Annotated in this window: 16 protein-coding genes; 11 read left to right on the plus strand and 5 right to left on the minus strand. The window is 62.4% G+C overall.

What is annotated here, in order from left to right:
- Positions 1 to 58 precede the first annotated feature (58 nt).
- The 7 genes from B5D62_RS03710 to B5D62_RS03740 all read left to right on the plus strand — a co-directional run bounded on the left by B5D62_RS03710 (position 59) and on the right by B5D62_RS03740 (position 6,976).
- Positions 59 to 1,399 carry an ABC transporter substrate-binding protein gene (locus B5D62_RS03710; RefSeq protein WP_085932447.1) on the plus strand — a complete coding sequence of 447 codons (1,341 nt, stop codon included), beginning with the start codon at positions 59 to 61 and terminating at the stop codon, positions 1,397 to 1,399.
- 74 nt (positions 1,400 to 1,473) lie between these two features.
- Positions 1,474 to 2,403, plus strand: coding sequence for a carbohydrate ABC transporter permease (locus B5D62_RS03715; protein ID WP_085932448.1), 930 nt, complete (start codon positions 1,474 to 1,476; stop codon positions 2,401 to 2,403).
- Positions 2,403 to 3,311, plus strand: coding sequence for a carbohydrate ABC transporter permease (locus B5D62_RS03720; protein ID WP_085932449.1), 909 nt, complete (start codon positions 2,403 to 2,405; stop codon positions 3,309 to 3,311). Before B5D62_RS03715 ends, B5D62_RS03720 begins: the two co-directional genes overlap by 1 nt.
- Positions 3,312 to 3,316: 5 nt before the next feature.
- Entirely contained in the window at positions 3,317 to 4,417 is a 1,101-nt protein-coding gene (locus tag B5D62_RS03725) for an ABC transporter ATP-binding protein (RefSeq protein ID WP_085932450.1), read from the plus strand.
- 42 nt (positions 4,418 to 4,459) lie between these two features.
- The gene (locus B5D62_RS03730; protein ID WP_085933512.1) at positions 4,460 to 5,224 is read left to right on the plus strand and encodes an SDR family oxidoreductase; all 765 of its coding nucleotides are present in this window, start codon (positions 4,460 to 4,462) and stop codon (positions 5,222 to 5,224) included.
- Positions 5,225 to 5,267: 43 nt separating this feature from the next.
- Entirely contained in the window at positions 5,268 to 6,362 is a 1,095-nt protein-coding gene (locus tag B5D62_RS03735; protein ID WP_085932451.1) for a malate/lactate/ureidoglycolate dehydrogenase, read from the plus strand.
- 23 nt (positions 6,363 to 6,385) lie between these two features.
- Complete coding sequence (locus tag B5D62_RS03740; protein WP_085932452.1) at positions 6,386 to 6,976, plus strand: class I SAM-dependent methyltransferase; 591 nt, start codon at positions 6,386 to 6,388, stop codon at positions 6,974 to 6,976.
- A 354-nt stretch (positions 6,977 to 7,330) separates the two neighbouring features.
- On the opposite strand, the gene B5D62_RS03750 is transcribed toward B5D62_RS03740, so the two are convergent.
- Entirely contained in the window at positions 7,331 to 8,236 is a 906-nt protein-coding gene (locus B5D62_RS03750) for a LysR substrate-binding domain-containing protein (protein WP_085932454.1), read from the minus strand.
- A gap of 159 nt (positions 8,237 to 8,395) precedes the next feature.
- Between B5D62_RS03750 and B5D62_RS03755 the strand changes: the two genes are divergently transcribed.
- From B5D62_RS03755 to B5D62_RS03770, 4 genes are all read left to right on the plus strand, one after another.
- Positions 8,396 to 9,397 carry an HlyD family secretion protein gene (locus tag B5D62_RS03755; protein ID WP_218190932.1) on the plus strand — a complete coding sequence of 334 codons (1,002 nt, stop codon included), beginning with the start codon at positions 8,396 to 8,398 and terminating at the stop codon, positions 9,395 to 9,397.
- A 3-nt stretch (positions 9,398 to 9,400) separates the two neighbouring features.
- On the plus strand, positions 9,401 to 10,951 hold the full coding sequence (locus tag B5D62_RS03760) for a DHA2 family efflux MFS transporter permease subunit (protein ID WP_085932456.1): 1,551 nt from the start codon (positions 9,401 to 9,403) through the stop codon (positions 10,949 to 10,951).
- 23 nt (positions 10,952 to 10,974) lie between these two features.
- The gene (locus B5D62_RS03765; RefSeq protein WP_170920770.1) at positions 10,975 to 12,375 is read left to right on the plus strand and encodes an efflux transporter outer membrane subunit; all 1,401 of its coding nucleotides are present in this window, start codon (positions 10,975 to 10,977) and stop codon (positions 12,373 to 12,375) included.
- A gap of 617 nt (positions 12,376 to 12,992) precedes the next feature.
- Positions 12,993 to 13,553 carry a YdeI/OmpD-associated family protein gene (locus tag B5D62_RS03770; protein ID WP_085932458.1) on the plus strand — a complete coding sequence of 187 codons (561 nt, stop codon included), beginning with the start codon at positions 12,993 to 12,995 and terminating at the stop codon, positions 13,551 to 13,553.
- Between the two features lie 133 nt (positions 13,554 to 13,686).
- On the opposite strand, the gene B5D62_RS03775 is transcribed toward B5D62_RS03770, so the two are convergent.
- Genes B5D62_RS03775 through B5D62_RS03790 form a run of 4 tightly spaced genes read right to left on the minus strand, consistent with a single transcriptional unit; the run spans position 13,687 to position 17,118 of the window.
- A complete protein-coding gene (locus tag B5D62_RS03775) occupies positions 13,687 to 14,817 on the minus strand; it encodes an NAD(P)/FAD-dependent oxidoreductase (RefSeq protein ID WP_085932459.1) in 1,131 nt (376 codons plus the stop codon).
- Complete coding sequence (locus B5D62_RS03780) at positions 14,814 to 16,181, minus strand: FAD/NAD(P)-dependent oxidoreductase (protein WP_085932460.1); 1,368 nt, start codon at positions 16,179 to 16,181, stop codon at positions 14,814 to 14,816. The genes B5D62_RS03775 and B5D62_RS03780 overlap by 4 nt, the downstream gene beginning before the upstream one ends.
- A complete protein-coding gene (locus B5D62_RS03785; RefSeq protein ID WP_085932461.1) occupies positions 16,178 to 16,453 on the minus strand; it encodes a (2Fe-2S)-binding protein in 276 nt (91 codons plus the stop codon). The genes B5D62_RS03780 and B5D62_RS03785 overlap by 4 nt, the downstream gene beginning before the upstream one ends.
- Positions 16,450 to 17,118 carry an SDR family NAD(P)-dependent oxidoreductase gene (locus B5D62_RS03790; RefSeq protein ID WP_231714711.1) on the minus strand — a complete coding sequence of 223 codons (669 nt, stop codon included), beginning with the start codon at positions 17,116 to 17,118 and terminating at the stop codon, positions 16,450 to 16,452. The genes B5D62_RS03785 and B5D62_RS03790 overlap by 4 nt, the downstream gene beginning before the upstream one ends.
- Between the last annotated feature and the right edge of the window lie 32 nt (positions 17,119 to 17,150).

Raw genomic sequence — 17,150 nt, forward strand, 5'->3', positions numbered from 1 at the left:
CGCCAATAGTGCGCGCACGAATGACCGGTCATTGGCCGGGTGTACAGGAGGAAATGGCATGGGTTTCAAGAAGGTCAGTCGTCGTCGATTCGTGGGAGGCACCGCCGCCCTGTCTTCCGTGATGGTTGCAGCCCCGTTCGTGCGCGGCGCCTACGCGGCAGGCAAGCTTTCCGTCGGATTTTGGGATCACTGGGTACCGGGCGCCAACGGTGCGACCGAGAAGCTGGTGAAGGAATGGGCCGAGAAGGAGAAGGTCGAGGTCCAGATCGACTTCATCACCTCCAACGGCAACAAGCTCCTCCTGACCACGGCCGCGGAATCGCAGGCCAAGTCGGGCCACGACATTCTCGCCATCAACACCTGGCTGCCGGCACGCTATGCTGAGCAACTCGTGCCGGTCGACGACCTGATGACCCAGCTCATCAAGGACAATGGCAAGGTCAACGACACCGTTGAATATCTCGGCAAGATCAACGGCAAGTGGGTCGCGGTTCCGGCCACGGTCGGCAGCCAGATCAAGGGGCCGTGCTCGCGCATCGACCTTCTGAAGAAGCACGCCAACATCGACATCCAGGCCATGTACCCGGCCGGATCGCCACCCAAGGCGGATGACTGGAATCTCGACCTCTTCATGAAGGCGGCGGAAGCCTGTCACAAGGGCGGCAATCCGTTCGGCATCGGACTCGGCACGACATCCGACAATGTCGACTCGATCGGCGCCTTCTTCCACGCCTTTGGGGCTGTCCTGGTCGATGCCAAGGGCGAGATCGTCCTCAAGAACGACCAGGTCCGTCAGGCCCTCGACTTCTACAAGAAGTTGATGCAGTTCCTGCCGCCCGACGTCGCGGCCTGGGACGACGCGTCCAACAACAAGTTCCTGGTATCGGGGCAGGGCGCCATGATCATGAATCCGCCCAGCGCCTGGGCGGTGGCCAAGCGCGATGCGCCGAAGGTGGCTGAACAGTGCTGGACCCATGGCTTCCCGGTTGGTCCGAAGGGACGGTTCGCGCCGTTCCTGCCGTACTTCTGGAGCATCTGGAATTTCAGCAAGAACCAGTCGGCAGCCAAGAGCCTGCTGATGTACCTGTCGAGCGCATCGGCGGCGGAACAGATGACCAATGCCAGCGGCGGCTACGATCTGCCGTCGTTCGAGAAGCTCACCACCTTCAAGGTCTGGGCAGAGGCGGAACCACCCAAGGGCACGCTGTACCACTATCCCAACCCTTATAATCACCAGACCCTGTCGGTGGCGGCCGCTCCGGCACCGCACAAGATCGCCGAGCAGATCTACAATCAGGGCATTCAGACCCAGATGGCGGTGCGCTACTTCAAGGGTGAGCCATTGGAGAAGACGTTGGATTGGGCGTCCAATGAAATTGAAGGATTCATGCGCAACTAGCCGCTGATCAAGGACGCCGCCCTCGGGACGGCGTCCTTTTCATATCATCCTTCGGCTAACCGTACGGAGCCGTCATGGCCGATATCGCCGCTCCCAATGCCGCCGTCCTCGCAGGGGACCGTCGCACGGGCCTGCACAAGCTGATGCAGCGCAAGTCGACAATCGCATTCCTCATGGCTTTGCCGCTGATCCTGTTGATCGGCATCCTCGTTCTCTATCCGGCCTGTTACGCGATCTGGCTGGCGATGCTCAACAAGTCGATGACCAAATTCGTCGGCCTGGGCAATTTCCAGTTCCTGTTCAAACGCGATACCTTCTGGGATGTCGTCTTTCAGTCGTGTCTGTTTGCGATCACGGCGGTGATCTTCAAGGCGATCATCGGCTTCGTGGTCGCCCATTTCGTGCACAACATTCCGAGCAAGGGGCAGCGCAAGTGGCGCGGCATGTTGCTGGTGCCGTGGGTCATCCCGCCGGCGATGAGCACGCTCGCCTGGCTGTGGCTGTTCGATCCGGCCTACAGCGCCTTCAATTGGATCCTGGCGCATTTCGGCATCGGCCCCGTGCCGTGGCTCGGAGAGACCGGGTGGGCCCGGTTTTCAGTCATCCTCGTCAATATCTGGGCGGGCGCCCCATTCTTCATGATCATGTATCTGGCGGCGCTGAAGTCTGTACCGGAGCAACTCTATGAAGCGGCGGCGATCGATGGCGCTGCGTGGTGGCAGCGCATCTGGTATGTGACCCTTCCCATGATGCGCAACATCATTGCCATCACGGCGCTGTTCTCGCTGATCGTCACCTTCGCCAACTTCGACATCGTGCGCGTGCTGACCAACGGCGGCCCGCTGACATCGACACAGCTCTTCGGCACCTGGGGCTTCAAGCTCGGCATCGAGAGCGGCGACATTCCCCTCGGTTCGTGCGTGGTGTTGTTCATGGTGCCGATCCTGGCGGTGGCCGCGTCGGTCATCCTGCGCGATATCAACAAGCGGGGGAGTGAAGTCTGATGGCCGACATCGCAGTCGCGGGCACTCCCGGCCGCCGCGGGGCCTATGGCAGCATCAGCCGCGACCGTCGCTGGGCAATGCGATGGTCCTATTTCTTCCTCGCTCTGTTCGCGATCTTCTTCCTGATGCCGCCGTTCTACATGCTGATCACCTCGCTGAAGAGCAGCGCGGAGATCTCGGCGGCACAGAATCCATGGTGGGTCTTCGGTCCCACTCTGGAGAACTACGTCGCCCTGCTGGGCAAGAACGAGTTCCTCATCTTCTTCCGCAACTCGGCGCTGGTCTCGATCTGCGTGGTGACGATCACCATGCTGATCAGCGTCACCGCCGCCTTCGCCCTGGCACGGATGAAGTTCTGGGGCTCGGCCACGCTCGCCACCGGCGTGTTCCTGACCTACCTGATTCCCGACACGCTGCTCTTCATCCCGCTGTTCAAGATGTTCGCCTTCGTGCGCGATACGACGGGCATCGAGCTGATGAACCACTGGTGGACGCTGATCATCATCTATCCGACGCTTACGGTACCGTTCGCGACCTGGATCATGATTGGCTACTTCGCCTCGATCCCGAAGGAGCTCGACGAGGCGGCCTTGATCGACGGGGCGAGCTGGATGCAGACTTTGACCAAGATCTTCATTCCTGTCGCGCTGCCCGGGATCATCGCAGCCACGATCTTCAGCTTCACGGTGTCTTGGGCACAGTTCCTCTATCCGATGGCCTTCACGACCTCGACCAACGAACTCGTGTTGCCGGTCGGGATCGTGACGACGCTCATCAAGGGCGACGTGTTCAATTGGGGGCAGATTATGACAGGGGCGTTACTGGGTGCGGCGCCGCCGCTCATTATCTATGCCTTCCTCATGGATTACTACATCGCGGGTCTCACCGCGGGCGCTACTAAAGGGTAGGTTTCATGGCTCAAGTCACGTTGCGTAAGGTCATCAAGAAGTACGACGAGGTCTTGGCGGTCCGCGGAGTCGATCTCGATATCGCTGACAAGGAGTTCATCGTTCTCGTGGGGCCCTCGGGCTGCGGCAAGAGCACGACGCTGCGCATGATCGCGGGGCTGGAGGAGATTTCCGGCGGCGACATCGTCATTGGCGGGGATGTCGTGAACGACGTACCGCCGAAGGATCGGGACATCGCAATGGTGTTCCAGAATTATGCGCTCTACCCGCACATGAACGTCTATGAGAACATGTCGTTCGGGCTGAAGCTCAAGAAGACGCCGCGCGACGAGATCGACCGCCGGGTGAAGCAGGCGGCCCAGATCCTGGACATCACCGAGCTCCTCGACCGCAAGCCCAAGCAGCTGTCGGGCGGTCAGCGCCAACGCGTCGCCATGGGTCGGGCCATCGTGCGCGACCCCAAGGTGTTCCTGTTCGACGAGCCGCTGTCGAACCTCGACGCCAAGTTGCGCGTGCAGATGCGGACCGAGATCAAGAAGGTGCACCAGAAAGTGCGGACGACGACCGTTTACGTGACGCATGATCAGGTCGAGGCGATGACGCTTGCCGACCGTGTCGTGGTCATGAACGCGGGCCTCATCGAGCAGGTCGGCTCTCCTAACGATCTCTACCATTCCCCGACGACGAAGTTCGTCGCCGGCTTCATCGGGTCACCGGCGATGAACTTCATCCCGTGCCATCTCGAACAGGCCGCCGGCGCCCTGCGGCTACGCCTGACCGATAGCCTCTCGATGCCAGTGCCGGCATCACGGACGGCGCGTTACACCGCTTTCGTGGGGCGTCCGAACCTCATGCTGGGGCTGAGGCCGGAACACATCATGGAGACCCGTCCTCACATCGAGCCGGATCAACATGATTTCAACATGACGATCGAGGTCGTCGAGCCCATGGGCATGGAGACGCTCGTCTACTTCACCGTCAATGGCGCCGAGATTTGTGGCCGCGTCAATCCGAATGCCGGCGCAGCCGCTGGCCAGTCGATGAAGCTGCGCGCCGACCTCAGCAACATGCATCTCATCGACGACACCACCGGCAAGGTGCTTTAATCGGCCGATTGTGCTGATTGGAGAAGCATCAGGGAGATGTCGATGGGGGTGTTGACGGGCAAGGTCGCCTGGGTGACCGGCGCGGGGTCGGGAATCGGACAGGCGGCAGCCATCGCGCTGGCGAAGGAAGGGGCGGCGGTCGTGCTGACCGGGCGTCGCAAGGAGCCTCTGGAGGAGACGGCGGCGACGATCAAGGCGGCAGGCGGAAAGGCGGTGGTGAAGCCGGCCGATCTGATGAAGGCAGCCGCCGTCAAGCGCGTTGCCGCCGATATCGAGAAGAAGTTCGGCCGTTGCGACATCCTCGTGAACAATGCCGGCCTCAATATCCTCGATCGCTCGTTCGCGAAGCTCACGCCTGAGGGTATCGATCAGGTCATCCAGGGCAACCTCTCGAGTGCCTTCTACTGCACAGCGGCGGTATTGCCGATGATGCGCAAGCAGAAGGACGGCGTCCTTATTCATACGTCGTCGGTGGCCGGTCGGGTGCCCGGTCCCCTCAGCGGTGCAGCCTACTCGGCAGCCAAGCACGGCGTCGTGGCGATGAGCCATACGCTCAACATGGAGGAGTGCGTCAACGGCATTCGTTCCTGTGCCGTGCTGCCGGGCGAAGTCGCGACGCCGATCCTCGACAAGCGTCCCGTTCCAGTAAGCAAGGCCGACCGTGCCCGCATGGCGCAGTCGGAGGATGTCGGCGATCTGATCCGCTACATTGCCTGCCTGCCGCCGCATATCGTCATCAATGAAGTGATGATCAATCCAACCTGGAACCGCGGTTACGTCGCCAACCTGCAGCGCGGCAAGGCGTAGCCGGGTGCCGGCGCCACCGGCTGCATCAAGAGGATCAAGGGTAATGGGTACAGTCACAATCAAGGCGAAGGCGCTCGAGGCTTTCGTCGCGGATATCTTTGCCTTCGCGGGATGCTCCAAGGAGGAAGGGGAGCGGATCGGCCGGTATCTTGTGAGCGCCAATCTCTCCGGGCACGACAGCCACGGTGTCGTGCGGGTACCGCGCTATGTCAGCCAGAAGAAGAACGGCACGGTGGTGGCGGACGTGACGGTCGATCTTTTGGTCGATACGCCGGTCATCGCCGTGGTCGACGGCAAGTACGGCTTCGGTCAGACGGTGACGCCGCAGGCGGTGCGTATCGGGATCGGGAAGTGCGCGAAGAACGGCCTCTCCGCGGTGACGCTGCGCAATGCCGGCCATATCGGCCGCGTCGGCGACTGGGCGGAAATGGCGGCTGCGGAAGGGCTGGTGTCGGTTCATTTCGTCAATGCCTCGGGCAGCGTGTTGGTAGCGCCCTACGGTGGCGTCGAGCGCCGCTTCTCGACGGCTCCCTATTGCGTCGGCATTCCGCGCGCGGAACAGGATCCACTCGTGCTCGACTTCGCCACCTCGGTCGTCGCCGAGGGCAAGGTGCTGGTGGCCAGCCAGGGCGGCAAGAAGGTTCCGGACGACGCGTTGATCGGGTCCGATGGACGGCTCGGCAGCGATCCACATCTCCTCTATGGCGATTACACGCCCACAGGACCGCGGGATCACAGCAAAGGAACGGGGGCCATTCGCGCCTTCGGCGACCACAAAGGATCGGGTCTTGCCTTTATGTGCGAACTGTTGGGCGGATCCCTATCCGGCACCGGCGCGACCGACCCCAAACGCGGGCGTTTCGCCAACGGCATGTTGTCCTTCTATGTCGATCCCAAGGTGTTCGATCCGGCTGGTTTCTTTCCGCAGGACATCGCGAAGTATGTGGCCTTTGTGAAGGGGGCGAAGCCCGCGGTCGCGGGGGGCGAGATCCTGATTCCCGGCGAGCCGGAGGCGCGCATGCGGGCAAAGCGTCTGGCCGAAGGCGTTCCGCTGCCAGACGATACCTGGGCTGCCATTGTCGAAACGGCACGCTCGGTTGCGCTCGATGAGCGACGCATTCAGCAGGCGACGTTGTAGCGGGCGCCCGCAAGGACTATCGAATGGATAAGACGACACTCGCTGCTTACGATCGAGGTGCGGCCAGCTTCGCTTCCGACTGGGAGGCACAGCCGGCGCCGACCGATCTGCATGCCCTGGTACAGCAATACTTCCGACCCGGCATTACCGCGGACATCGGTTGCGGCGCCGGACGGGACACCGCCTGGCTCGATGCGAACGGCTTCCCGGCTCAGGGGTTCGATGCGTCGGAAGGATTGCTGGCCGAGGCGCGACGGCGATATCCGCACCTTCGTTTCTCCCGTGCCATGCTGCCGGCTCTCGTCGAGATCGCGGACGAGACCTTTACCAATGTCCTGTGCGAGACCGTCATTATGCATCTCGCCCCAGGCGACGTATCCCTTGCTGTTCGGCGACTATTGGCCATCCTCGTTCCAGGCGGCACACTTTATCTGAGTTGGCGGGTTACCGAGGGATCTGACCGACGGGACGAGCACGGACGACTCTACGCCGCCTTCGATCCGGCGCTCGCGCTGACTCCACTGGCATCGGCGGAACTTCTCCACGATGAGCAGTGCGGCAGCCTTTCGTCCGGAAAATTGATCCGAAGGATCGTGGCGCGCCGCACTGGCTGATGAGGGGGGACGCTGCGCGGCGTCCCGACAAGCAGGACATTACCGATCTGACGTCGCAGCCTGCGCGGTCTCAGCCCGGCGAGGCGGGGCGGCCCAGACGTCCGGCGGTATCGTCAGGGCGGCGTTCGTGGTCGTGGGCGGCTCGCCGGGCAACTGGACCGCACTGCCCTGGTCTTGATCCTGTCGGCTCTGGTCGCAAGCCGCGGCCACAAGGACGACGGCAACGGAAAGAAGGAGGCGCATGGATGTCATGCCGACTTTCCTATCCACCAATGGTTGCCTGTCTTAACAGGCGGTGCGCCGGATTGTTCCGGGCGGGACCGGAAGGCAGATATGCTCCGTTTCTCATGCCCCTCAGGCCAGCCTTCTGGCCTTTCGGTCTTGACGCACGAACGCGATGAAGGCCGCGAGAGGTACGGGAAGCTGTCGTCGACCAGCATAGTACAGGTAGTAGCTGTGATACTCGGCTGACCAATCGCTCAACAGGGGCACCAAACGACCCGAAGCGATCTCTGCCGCGACGCAGGATTCGAGGACATAGGCAACGCCGATTCCCTCCAATGCTGCGCGTAGCACCAAATGCATGCTGTTCATGACCAGTGATCCATTGACCTGCAGATTCAGCTTCTTCTTTCCTCGGACAAACTGCCAGGGATGCAGGTGGCCGGAACTGCGCAAACGAATGCAATTGTGAGCAGGCAGGTCCTCGGGTGTTTTGAGGGGAACGCTCTGCTGCAGATAGGACGGTGCCGCTACAACGATGGTACGGCTGGGCTCGCTCAGGCGTACGGCCTGCATATCCTTGGCAATGAATCGCCCGACGCGGATTCCGGCATCGAAACGACCGTTGACGATGTCGGCGGGATTGTCGTCGGCGGCTATATCCAGCGCAATGGCCGGATAGGTTGCAAGGAAATCCTTGATCATCGGCGCCAACACGATCTGTGCGGCGACGTTGGAGACACTGAGGCGCAGTGTACCTGACGGAACGTTGCGCACGTGGCTGAGATCGTCGACTGCCGTATGCAACTCCATGAGGGCTGGCCTGATCCGCGCCAGAAGTTGCTCTCCGGCGTCGGTCAACGAAACGCTGCGTGTCGTGCGGTTCAGCAGCCTTACGCCCAATCGTTCCTCGAGTGTGCGGATTGTCTGGCTGATGGTCGAGGGCACAATACCGAGATGCTGCGCAGCACGGGCAAAATTCCGGCGCTCAGCGACAGCGACGAAGGCGTTCAGTTCGGAAAATTCAGTTCTGTGCATTATTCGTCCTCACCGAACAATATATGAAAATTATACGCCATAATCACTGACGGCCCAGGTTGCTAGATTCTCAGTCTCATTCCTAGGTACCCGCGTATGTCTGTTACTCAAACTTCCTCCGCCGCTCTCAAAACGAGAAGGCGCGGCGCCAGGAGGGTTTTGCTGATTGGCGGCCCAGTCCTGGCCGGAGTGATCGCTCTGGGCCTGTACATGATGGGGGGCCGATATGCCTCGACCGACGATGCCTATGTGCAGGCGGCGCGCGTCGAAGTAAGTGCCAACATCTCGGCGCGTGTGACCGAAATTGCGGTGCATGACAATCAGCTGATTGAAAAGGGCCAGCTTCTGTTCAAGCTGGATGATCGCCCCTTCAGGATCGCGGTCGAGAATGCGGAGGCCCAATTGGCGTCCGCACGTTTAAGGATCGCCGCGCTGAAAGCGGCTTATGGTCGATATCGGGCCGATGAACGGGCCGCCGAAGACACCGTCGCCTATCAGCAGCGCGAATTCGATCGCCAGACCAGGCTCGCCGCTTCGGGGATCTCCTCGCATGCCCAGCTTGACCAGGCGACTCATGATCTTGAGACCGCTCGCCAGAAATTGACGGCGGCCAGCCAGCAGACGGCAAGTGCGCTGGCCGACCTCAACGGCGACCCGACGGCGCCGGCCGATAGCCATCCGTCGGTTCAGCAGGCACAGGCTGCCCTCGATCGTGCCCGTCTCGACCTTTCCTACACAGTCGTCGCGGCACCCATGGCCGGCGTCGTGACGCGAGTCGAGCAATTGCAGGTCGGAGACTACGTGAATGCGGCAACGCCACTGTTTGCGTTGGTCTCGAATCAGGACATGTGGGTCGAAGCGAATTTCAAGGAGACGGAGCTCACCTACATGCGTCCGGGACAGATGGCGACTTTCGACCTCGACGCCTATCCGGGCGAGAGCTTCGTCGGCAAGGTCCAGAGTGTCAGCCCCGGAACTGGCTCGAGCTTCTCGTTGCTGCCGCCGGAAAACGCTTCAGGTAACTGGGTGAAGGTCGTCCAGCGTCTGCCGGTACGGCTGTCGATCGATCGCAGCCATATCGACGTGCCGCTCGCGGCGGGCATGAGCGTTACTGTGGAGGTCGACACGCATCATCAGCGCTCGTTGAAACTCTGGAAGTAGGCGATGAGCAATCGCGCCGGAGCCGGTCCCGAGGAGTTCGCGGCCGTGCCATACCACGGCATCATCACACTCTCCGTGATGCTGGCGACGATCATGCAGGCGCTCGATTCGACGATCGCCAATGTTGCGTTGCCGCACATGCAGGGAGCAGTCTCCGGGACGCAAGACGAGATGGGATGGGTCTTGACATCCTACATCGTCGCCGCCGCCATCACGATTCCACTGACCGGATGGCTGAGCAATGCGTTCGGTCGGCGCCGTGTATTCCTGATCTCGATCGTCATCTTCACCATCGCCTCGGCTCTGTGCGGTCTTGCCGAGACCCTGCCGCAAATCGTGCTGTTCCGCCTCCTGCAAGGCATTGGCGGTGCTGCCTTGGTTCCGCTGTCGCAGGCGGTGTTGTTCGATATCAATCCGCCGCGGAACTACGGCCGCGCGATGTCGATCTGGGGAGTAGGTGTCACGATGGGGCCGATCCTGGGACCGGCATTGGGAGGCTGGCTGACCGACAATTACAGCTGGCGCTGGGTCTTCTACATCAACCTGCCGATCGGTGTGTTGGCCTTCGTGGGCCTTTTGCTCACCTTGCCCGAGAGCCGGCAGACACGGTCCAGCGGGTTCGACTTCTTTGGCTTTGCCACGCTCAGCCTGGGTGTCGCGGCGTTGCAGCTGATGCTTGATCGCGGTCAGCTCCTCGACTGGTTTTCATCGACCGAAATCATGATCGAGGCCGCTGCGTCTGGCCTCGGCTTCTACCTCTTCATCGTGCACATGTTCACGACCGATCATCCGTTCGTGGACCCGGCCTTGTTCAAGGATCGCAATTTCCTCGCGTCCAATGTCTTCATCTTTCTGGTCGGCATCGTGCTGTTCGCGACTCTCGCGCTCTTGCCGCCGATGTTACAGAATCAGCTCGGCTATCCGGTCGTGCTGACCGGGCTGGTGACGGCTCCCCGTGGCCTCGGCACACTGATCGGCATGTTTGCCGTCGGCAGACTCCTGTCCCTGCTTGACGCTCGCCACGTCATCGCCGCTGGTCTGGCGTTGACTGCCTATTCGCTGTGGCGGATGACCCATTTCTCGCTGCAAATGGACTATTGGCCGATCGTCTTTTCCGGGGTGTTGCAGGGGCTGGGAATCGGCTTGGTCTATGTTCCGCTCTCCACGGTCGCCTTCTCCACATTACCCGTTGCGTTGCGCAACGAGGGAACGGCCCTGTTCAGCCTGATGCGCAACATCGGCAGCTCCATCGGCATCTCGGTTGTAACCTTTCTGCTGACCCAGAACGTCCAGCGTCTCCATCTTGCCCTGGGCACTCACATCACCCCGTACAATGTCGCTTCCAACCCAGCGGCCCGCGCGGCTCATGTCGATGTCAGCAGCGCGAGGGGCGTGGCGGCGCTCGACGCCATGATCAACAACCAGGCGACCATGATCGCCTATATCGATGATTTCAAATTGATGATGACGCTGACCTTGGTGACCATCCCTCTGCTCCTGCTGCTGAAGCGAGCAAAGCCGCAGGCTGGCGCCCATGCGGCGGTTCTCGACTGATGAACAAATCGATTCTATTCGGGATGGCGCTGCCGCTACTCGCGGGTGCCTGCATGGTGGGACCTGATTTCAAGCACCCGGAAGCCGCCAAGGACGTGTCATATGCGGCCAGCACCGATGCGCCGTTGCCGAGCGATCAGAAGCTCGTGGCCGACAGAATCGGTTCTGGCGGCTGGTGGTCGGAGTTTGGCGCCTCGCAGCTCGACTCGGTTGTCGCGCGCGCGCTGGCGGACAATCAGGATGTCGCGGCTGCCAGAGCGCGCGTTGCCGAGGCGCAGGAGCTGGTGAAGGAGGCCACAGGCGCATTGCTGCCGCAACTATCGCTGGGCGCCAACGCCACCAATACCAAGTACGGCCCGGCGCTGTTCGGTCCGGTCAATTTCAACATCCCGAGCTTCACGGCGTATACCGCCGGGCCCAGTGCCAGCTTTCCGACGGATCTGTTCGGCGGTGGCCGGCGGATGGTGGAGGAGAAGGCGGCGCTGTTCGAGTATCGTCGGCAGGAACTCGAGGCAGCGCATCTCACGCTGGAAGGCAATGTCGTCGCGCAGGCTTTCGCGCTGGCCGCGTCCCAAGCGCAGATCGCGGCAGTGCAGGGCATTATCGACAGCGACAACCAGAATGTGCATCTGGTGGAAACAGCTGTGGGCGTTGGGTCGGGAACGCAGACCCAACTGGTGGCGGCTCAGAGCCAACTCGCGACCGACCGTACCTTGCTGCCGGATCTGCATCAGCAGGTCTCCGTGGCCCGGCATGCCCTGGCTGTCCTCGTGGGGAAGACACCGGCGGAGTGGTCGCCGCCGGATTTCACCCTCCGCGATTTCATTCTGCCGGTGGAAATTCCAGCGGCCTTGCCATCCGAACTCGCGCACCGCCGACCGGATATCCTTGCCGCGGAAGCGCAGCTCCATGCGGCCTGTGCTGACATTGGAGTCGCGACAGCCAATCTCTATCCCAAGCTTACCCTGACCGGAGGCATGACGGCGCAGTCGCTTGCTTTGGGGGGGCCGTTCATCGCAGCTTGGAGTGTCGCGGCTGGGCTACTACAGCCGGTTTTCGACGGCGGCCAATTGAGCGCTGAACGTCGGGCGAGCATCCAGCGCTACAATGCAGCCCTTGCAACCTACAAACAGATCGTGCTGACCGCCTTCGGGGAGGTGGCCGACCGGCTGCAGGCGCTCACCAATGACGCCGATCAGTTGCATGCTCAGGAGGAGGCGGCGAGAACGGCGGCGTCTGCGCTTGATCTCGCCCGGCGGAGTTTCACCATCGGCAATACCGGAATCATCGACGTCATCGACGCGCAACGCCGATATGCGCAAGCGCAACTCGGCCTGTCGAGGGCACGGGCGCAGCGGCTTGTCGATACGGCGCGGCTTTATCTGGCTCTTGGCGGAACGCCGCTGGCCGCGGGACGCTTATGAGCTGGACTTGCATGGCGGGTGCCGAAGCTGAAGGCGTTCGTCGGCTGTACGATCACAATGGAGTTATCTATCTCTCGGTCGCACTGGCAGGCCGGAAACGACGGATTATCTATCCTGCCTGATGCGTCGTGATTGGGATCAAGCTCGTCAATCCGCGCTGCCCATCATGCATTGGCTGCGCTTTTCGAGGTCGGCATGGTGAAGCAGATAGGCGTTATGGGTATCCTGCTTGCGGTCCTTCTGGTCGGAGGCTGCGCGCAGTGCGACTCATGCAAGGATATACCCGGTTGGGATGGTCGCTATGCCACCCATGACCGGGGCGCGCTCAACCGCGAGAACCACGGTGGTCTGCCGGTAACGCCTTACGGCGCGCCCTGACGCCTACAGCGGACATCCCGCAGAGTGGAGCAGGCCCCAGCAACTCCATTGCTGCTAGTCCGCCGCAGCACGAGGCTCGGAGGACGTCCCTGATATCCAGCGGATGACGGCACCCGCCAAGATCGGTCGGCCCTAAACAACGAAGTCCCAGGTCATTTAGGCGACCACGACTTTGCCCTGCCGAGGTGGTAAATCTTGAACGACCGTCAGCCTCACATCGATTTGCGTCAGGGTGCAGCATGGAGATGGCGTATCGAGAGCGATGGCGAGCCGAGATCGCCCTGCTGCAAAGCATTCTGTCTGGGTTCGACTTACGAGAGGAGCGTAAGTGGGGAAAGCCCTGCTACACGATGGATGGCAAAAACGTCGTCATCATCCAGGGCTTCAAGGAATACTGCGCGCTGGGCTTCTTTCAGGGTGCGCTGCTGAAGGACCCGAAGAAGCTTCTGGTACAGCTTGGGCAGGTCCAGGCAGGGCGGGTGATGAAGTTCACCAGCGTCGAGGAGGTTGCGGCGAACGCGGCTACGATCAGGGCTTACGTGCGCGAGGCCGTGGCCGCAGCAAAGGCCGGAATAAAGGTCACAACGAAGTCCCGAGAGCTTCCCGTGCCCGCGGAGCTCAAGGAGAAGTTCCGCAACGATCCGCAGTTCAAGCGCGCGTTCGAGGCGCTGACGCCGGGTCGGAAAAGGGGATACCTGTTTCACTTCGCCGCCGCGAAGCGGTCTCAGACCCGGACGACGCGGATTGAAAAGGCTATGCCAGCGATCATCGAAGGACGAGGATTGCTGGAGCGGCGATAAGATTGTGAAATCGCGCTAGGTGGTCGGTTCCGGACCTACCGTCGTTCGGTCCCCTCGAAGGACTCTGGGAAGAGCCTTTCATTGGCGTCGCCGAGGAAGCCATGGACCGGGACGGCTGGCGACCGCTCTGGCGCTAAGCTTCCCTCACCGCTGGTTGAACGTTCCATCGGTCAATTTGGAATGCCTCAAGCGGTACATCTGAATGCCCGTCGAGGACCAGTTCAGACATGATGGCGCCAATTGCCGGGCCAAGCTGGAAGCCGTGTCCCGAGAAGCCGAACGCATGGAAAAGGCCAGGTGTCGTGCGGCTCGGCCCAATTACGGGAATGTGATCGGGCATCTGGCCATCGATCCCGCTCCAGGAACGAATAACATGCAGACCCGCCAGTGCAGGCACGAGTTGGAGAGCATAATTGAAGTTCTGTAGCGTCACTTCCGGCAAAGGACGCGACCATGGCACGGCTGGATCGGACTCACCGTGACCGCCGCCAACGATGACATTGCCACGCGGGATTTGCCTCAGATAGATGTTGCCGCCGACAACGCCAAGATTGGGCTTGATGAAGTAGGTTGTCGGCTCGGTCACCAGCATGTTGGGACTGAGCGGCTCGATCGGGACGGCTTCCCCGAACGCCGCGGCAACTGCGCCGCCCCAATACCCTGCCATATTGACGAGGATCGGCGCACGGAACTCCGCACCATTCCGCGCCTTCAGAACGAACCGCCCATTGAGGCGATCGTAGCTCGTGATTTCCGTCTGTTCGTGGACTGCCGCGCCTGCGGCACGGGCGGCATGGGCGAGCGCGGGCGAGAGAAGGCGTGGATTGGCCGATCCATCGTCAGGAGCCAGAGATCCCGCCACGACGTCAGGGCCGAGCCATGGATATTCTCGATGGATGGCGTTGCGCCCGATCATGCGGAGCGGAAGATCGTAGGCGCGCGCCGTATCGAGGTAGGCAATGAGATCTGCTTCCTCGTCCGCATTGCGTGCAAGCTTCAAATGGCCGGTAATGGAGAACTCGGCATCGCAGCCCACCAGTTCCTTGAGGCGTCCCCAGATCTCGCGTGACCGCCGCGCGATGGGCAGCTCCGCTGGATGGCGCCCCTGCTGACGCACGCCGCCGTAGTTCACGCCGGACGCCTGGCTTCCGACCAGGCCGCGCTCCAGGAGAGTCACCTTGCTGCCGCGTCGTGCGAGATGGAGCGCCGCCGAACAGCCCGCGCCGCCCCCGCCCAGCACCAGAACGTCGCTTTCGATCGTCATGCTGCATGCTCCCGTGCCGGCAGAGAAGTGACCGGCATGGGCTTGACTGGCGGCTGGCCGCGCAGGCGGCCCAGCGTCGCCGTTTCCTGGTTGACCGCCGCCGCCAGCACCTCGCTCGCCGCGACACCGCAGATGCGCCCCTGGCAGCGGCCCATGCCGGTGCGTGTGAGCGCCTTGGTCCGATTGAGATCGGAGACTGCCGCAGCGCGCAGTTCTCCCGCCCGCAAGCCCTCGCACCTGCAAAGGATGATGTCGTCCGCGAGATCGGCCGCGAGTCGCACCGGAAACGGAAACGCCCGCTCCAGGGCGGCTCGTATCTTGCGTTGCCTCGCAAGCGCACGATCGAGGCGCCGAACGGCAGCAGTATCGATAGCCCGGCCGGCGTCCTGTAGAATCGCCCAGGCTGCGCGCGCGCCCGCGAGTTCGGCGACGGCTGCACCACCGATACTGGCTCCGTCGCCGGCCAGATAATGGCTGGCTACGGGTGTACGGCCTGTGGCGTCGCGTTCCGGCAGCCAGTTGTGCTGCAACGGATCGAAGTCGAATGGGATGCCGGCGAGGTCCGCAAGCTGCGACTCGGGCTTCAGGCCCCAGCCCATGCCCACGGCGTCGCATGCTACCCGTTGCTCGCGCCCCCGGGCATCACGAAACCGCACGCCGGTGACGGCCGTCTCGTCATGCTCGATCGCAAGCGGTATGGCTCCGTGTACCGTAGGGATGCCGCGCGCTTTGACTGAGCCCATGTAGTAGAGGCCTTTGGCGAACGTGATGCTGTCGCGCAGCAGCCCGGGCGCCGCCGCGGCCAGGCTGGCCAAGGATGTGGTATCGATCACTACTGCCACCTGCGCCCCGGCCTTGGCGTATTGGTGGGCAACAAGCCAGAGAAGCGGGCCCGTTCCCACCAATGCCACGCGATGCCCTATGGCGCAGCCCTGCGCCTTGACCGCGATTTGCGCGGCGCCCAGCGTGGTGACGCCGGGCTGCGTCCATCCTTGCAGGGGAATGACGCGATCCATCGCACCGGTACAGAGCAGAACGGCATCGTATGCCGCCGTCGCCTGCATGCCGCCATTCAGCATGTAGAGAGTCTTGCGGCCGGGATGGATGTGCCAGACCAGCGTTTCAGGCCGCCAGTCGACGAGCGGTTTCAAGCGATCGAGACAGCCGTGCAACGCCGCAGCCTTCGTACTCTCGAAACCGTAGAGCTCCCTGGCGTTGCGACGGAGGGCAGCGGGCGGCCGCTGGTAAATGCGTCCGCCGCCGTCCGGTGCTTCATCGATCCATATCGGGCGGTGGCCCGCCGCAACCAGAACTTCGACGGCGCGCACGCCTGCAGGACCTGCGCCAACCACGGCGATCTTCATCCGCGCCTCACTTTCATACCGTCGACGGCCAGGGTGACGCACGCACGTACGCGACCGGTTCCCTCGACCTCGACCCAGCAGTCCTGGCAAGCGCCCATCAGGCAGAACCCTGCCCGCGGGCCGTCGCCGAATTCGCTTCGCCGCAGAAAGACCGCATCGGCGGCCAGCAGGGCGGTCAGGAGCGTATCCCCGTCGAGCGCTTCGATAGGCTTGCCGTCGAGCGTCAGAGCGAGGCGTGGGCGATCGGTGTCGCGCAGCCGCAGCAGTTTCATAGCGTATCCTCGTGACGGCAGTTGATCAGCAGCTCCGCCACGCTGGCTGTGTTGGGCAAGTGCAGGACGACCTCGGCAAGGACGGCGATATCCGCGGGTCGCGACATGCGATCGCGCGGCCATTTCGTAACGTGCGCCGTCATGTCGGTATCGACGAAGCCGGGGCAAAGTGCCGTTGCCCGGATGCCGTGATCGAAGCCAAGGCGGCGCACCTCCTGGGTGAGCGCCATCACCGCGAACTTGCTCATCGCATAGCCGAGATTATCGTTACGCACGCGTTTGCCGGACAGCGAGGCGATATTGATGACGCGCCCTGTTCCGCTGGCTACGAGATAGGGCCAGGCGCTGCGGATGACGCGCATCGGGCCCTTGGCATTGACCTCCCACATCGAGTCGAAAGGTGTTTCATCGGGCTCGAGCAAGGTACCGCGCGGATTGATGCCGGCGGCATTCACCAAGGCGTCGATGCGTCCATGGGCGGCCGCCGTCGCCTCGACCCACGCTTCGGCGCTGCCAATTCGGGTCGCCTCATAGGGATGACCGGTGAGATTAGGGTGGCGAGGCAAGCGAGACGGATCCCGCACGCCCGCGCTCACGGCGCAGCCGGCATCGAGCAGACGCTGCAGGATCGCGCGGCCGATGCCGCGCGTGGCACCGGAAATCATGACCACTCTGCCAGGGGGCGATAGCATCGGTA

The organism is Enhydrobacter aerosaccus (assembly GCF_900167455.1).
GTDB classification, from domain to species: domain Bacteria; phylum Pseudomonadota; class Alphaproteobacteria; order Reyranellales; family Reyranellaceae; genus Reyranella; species Reyranella aerosaccus.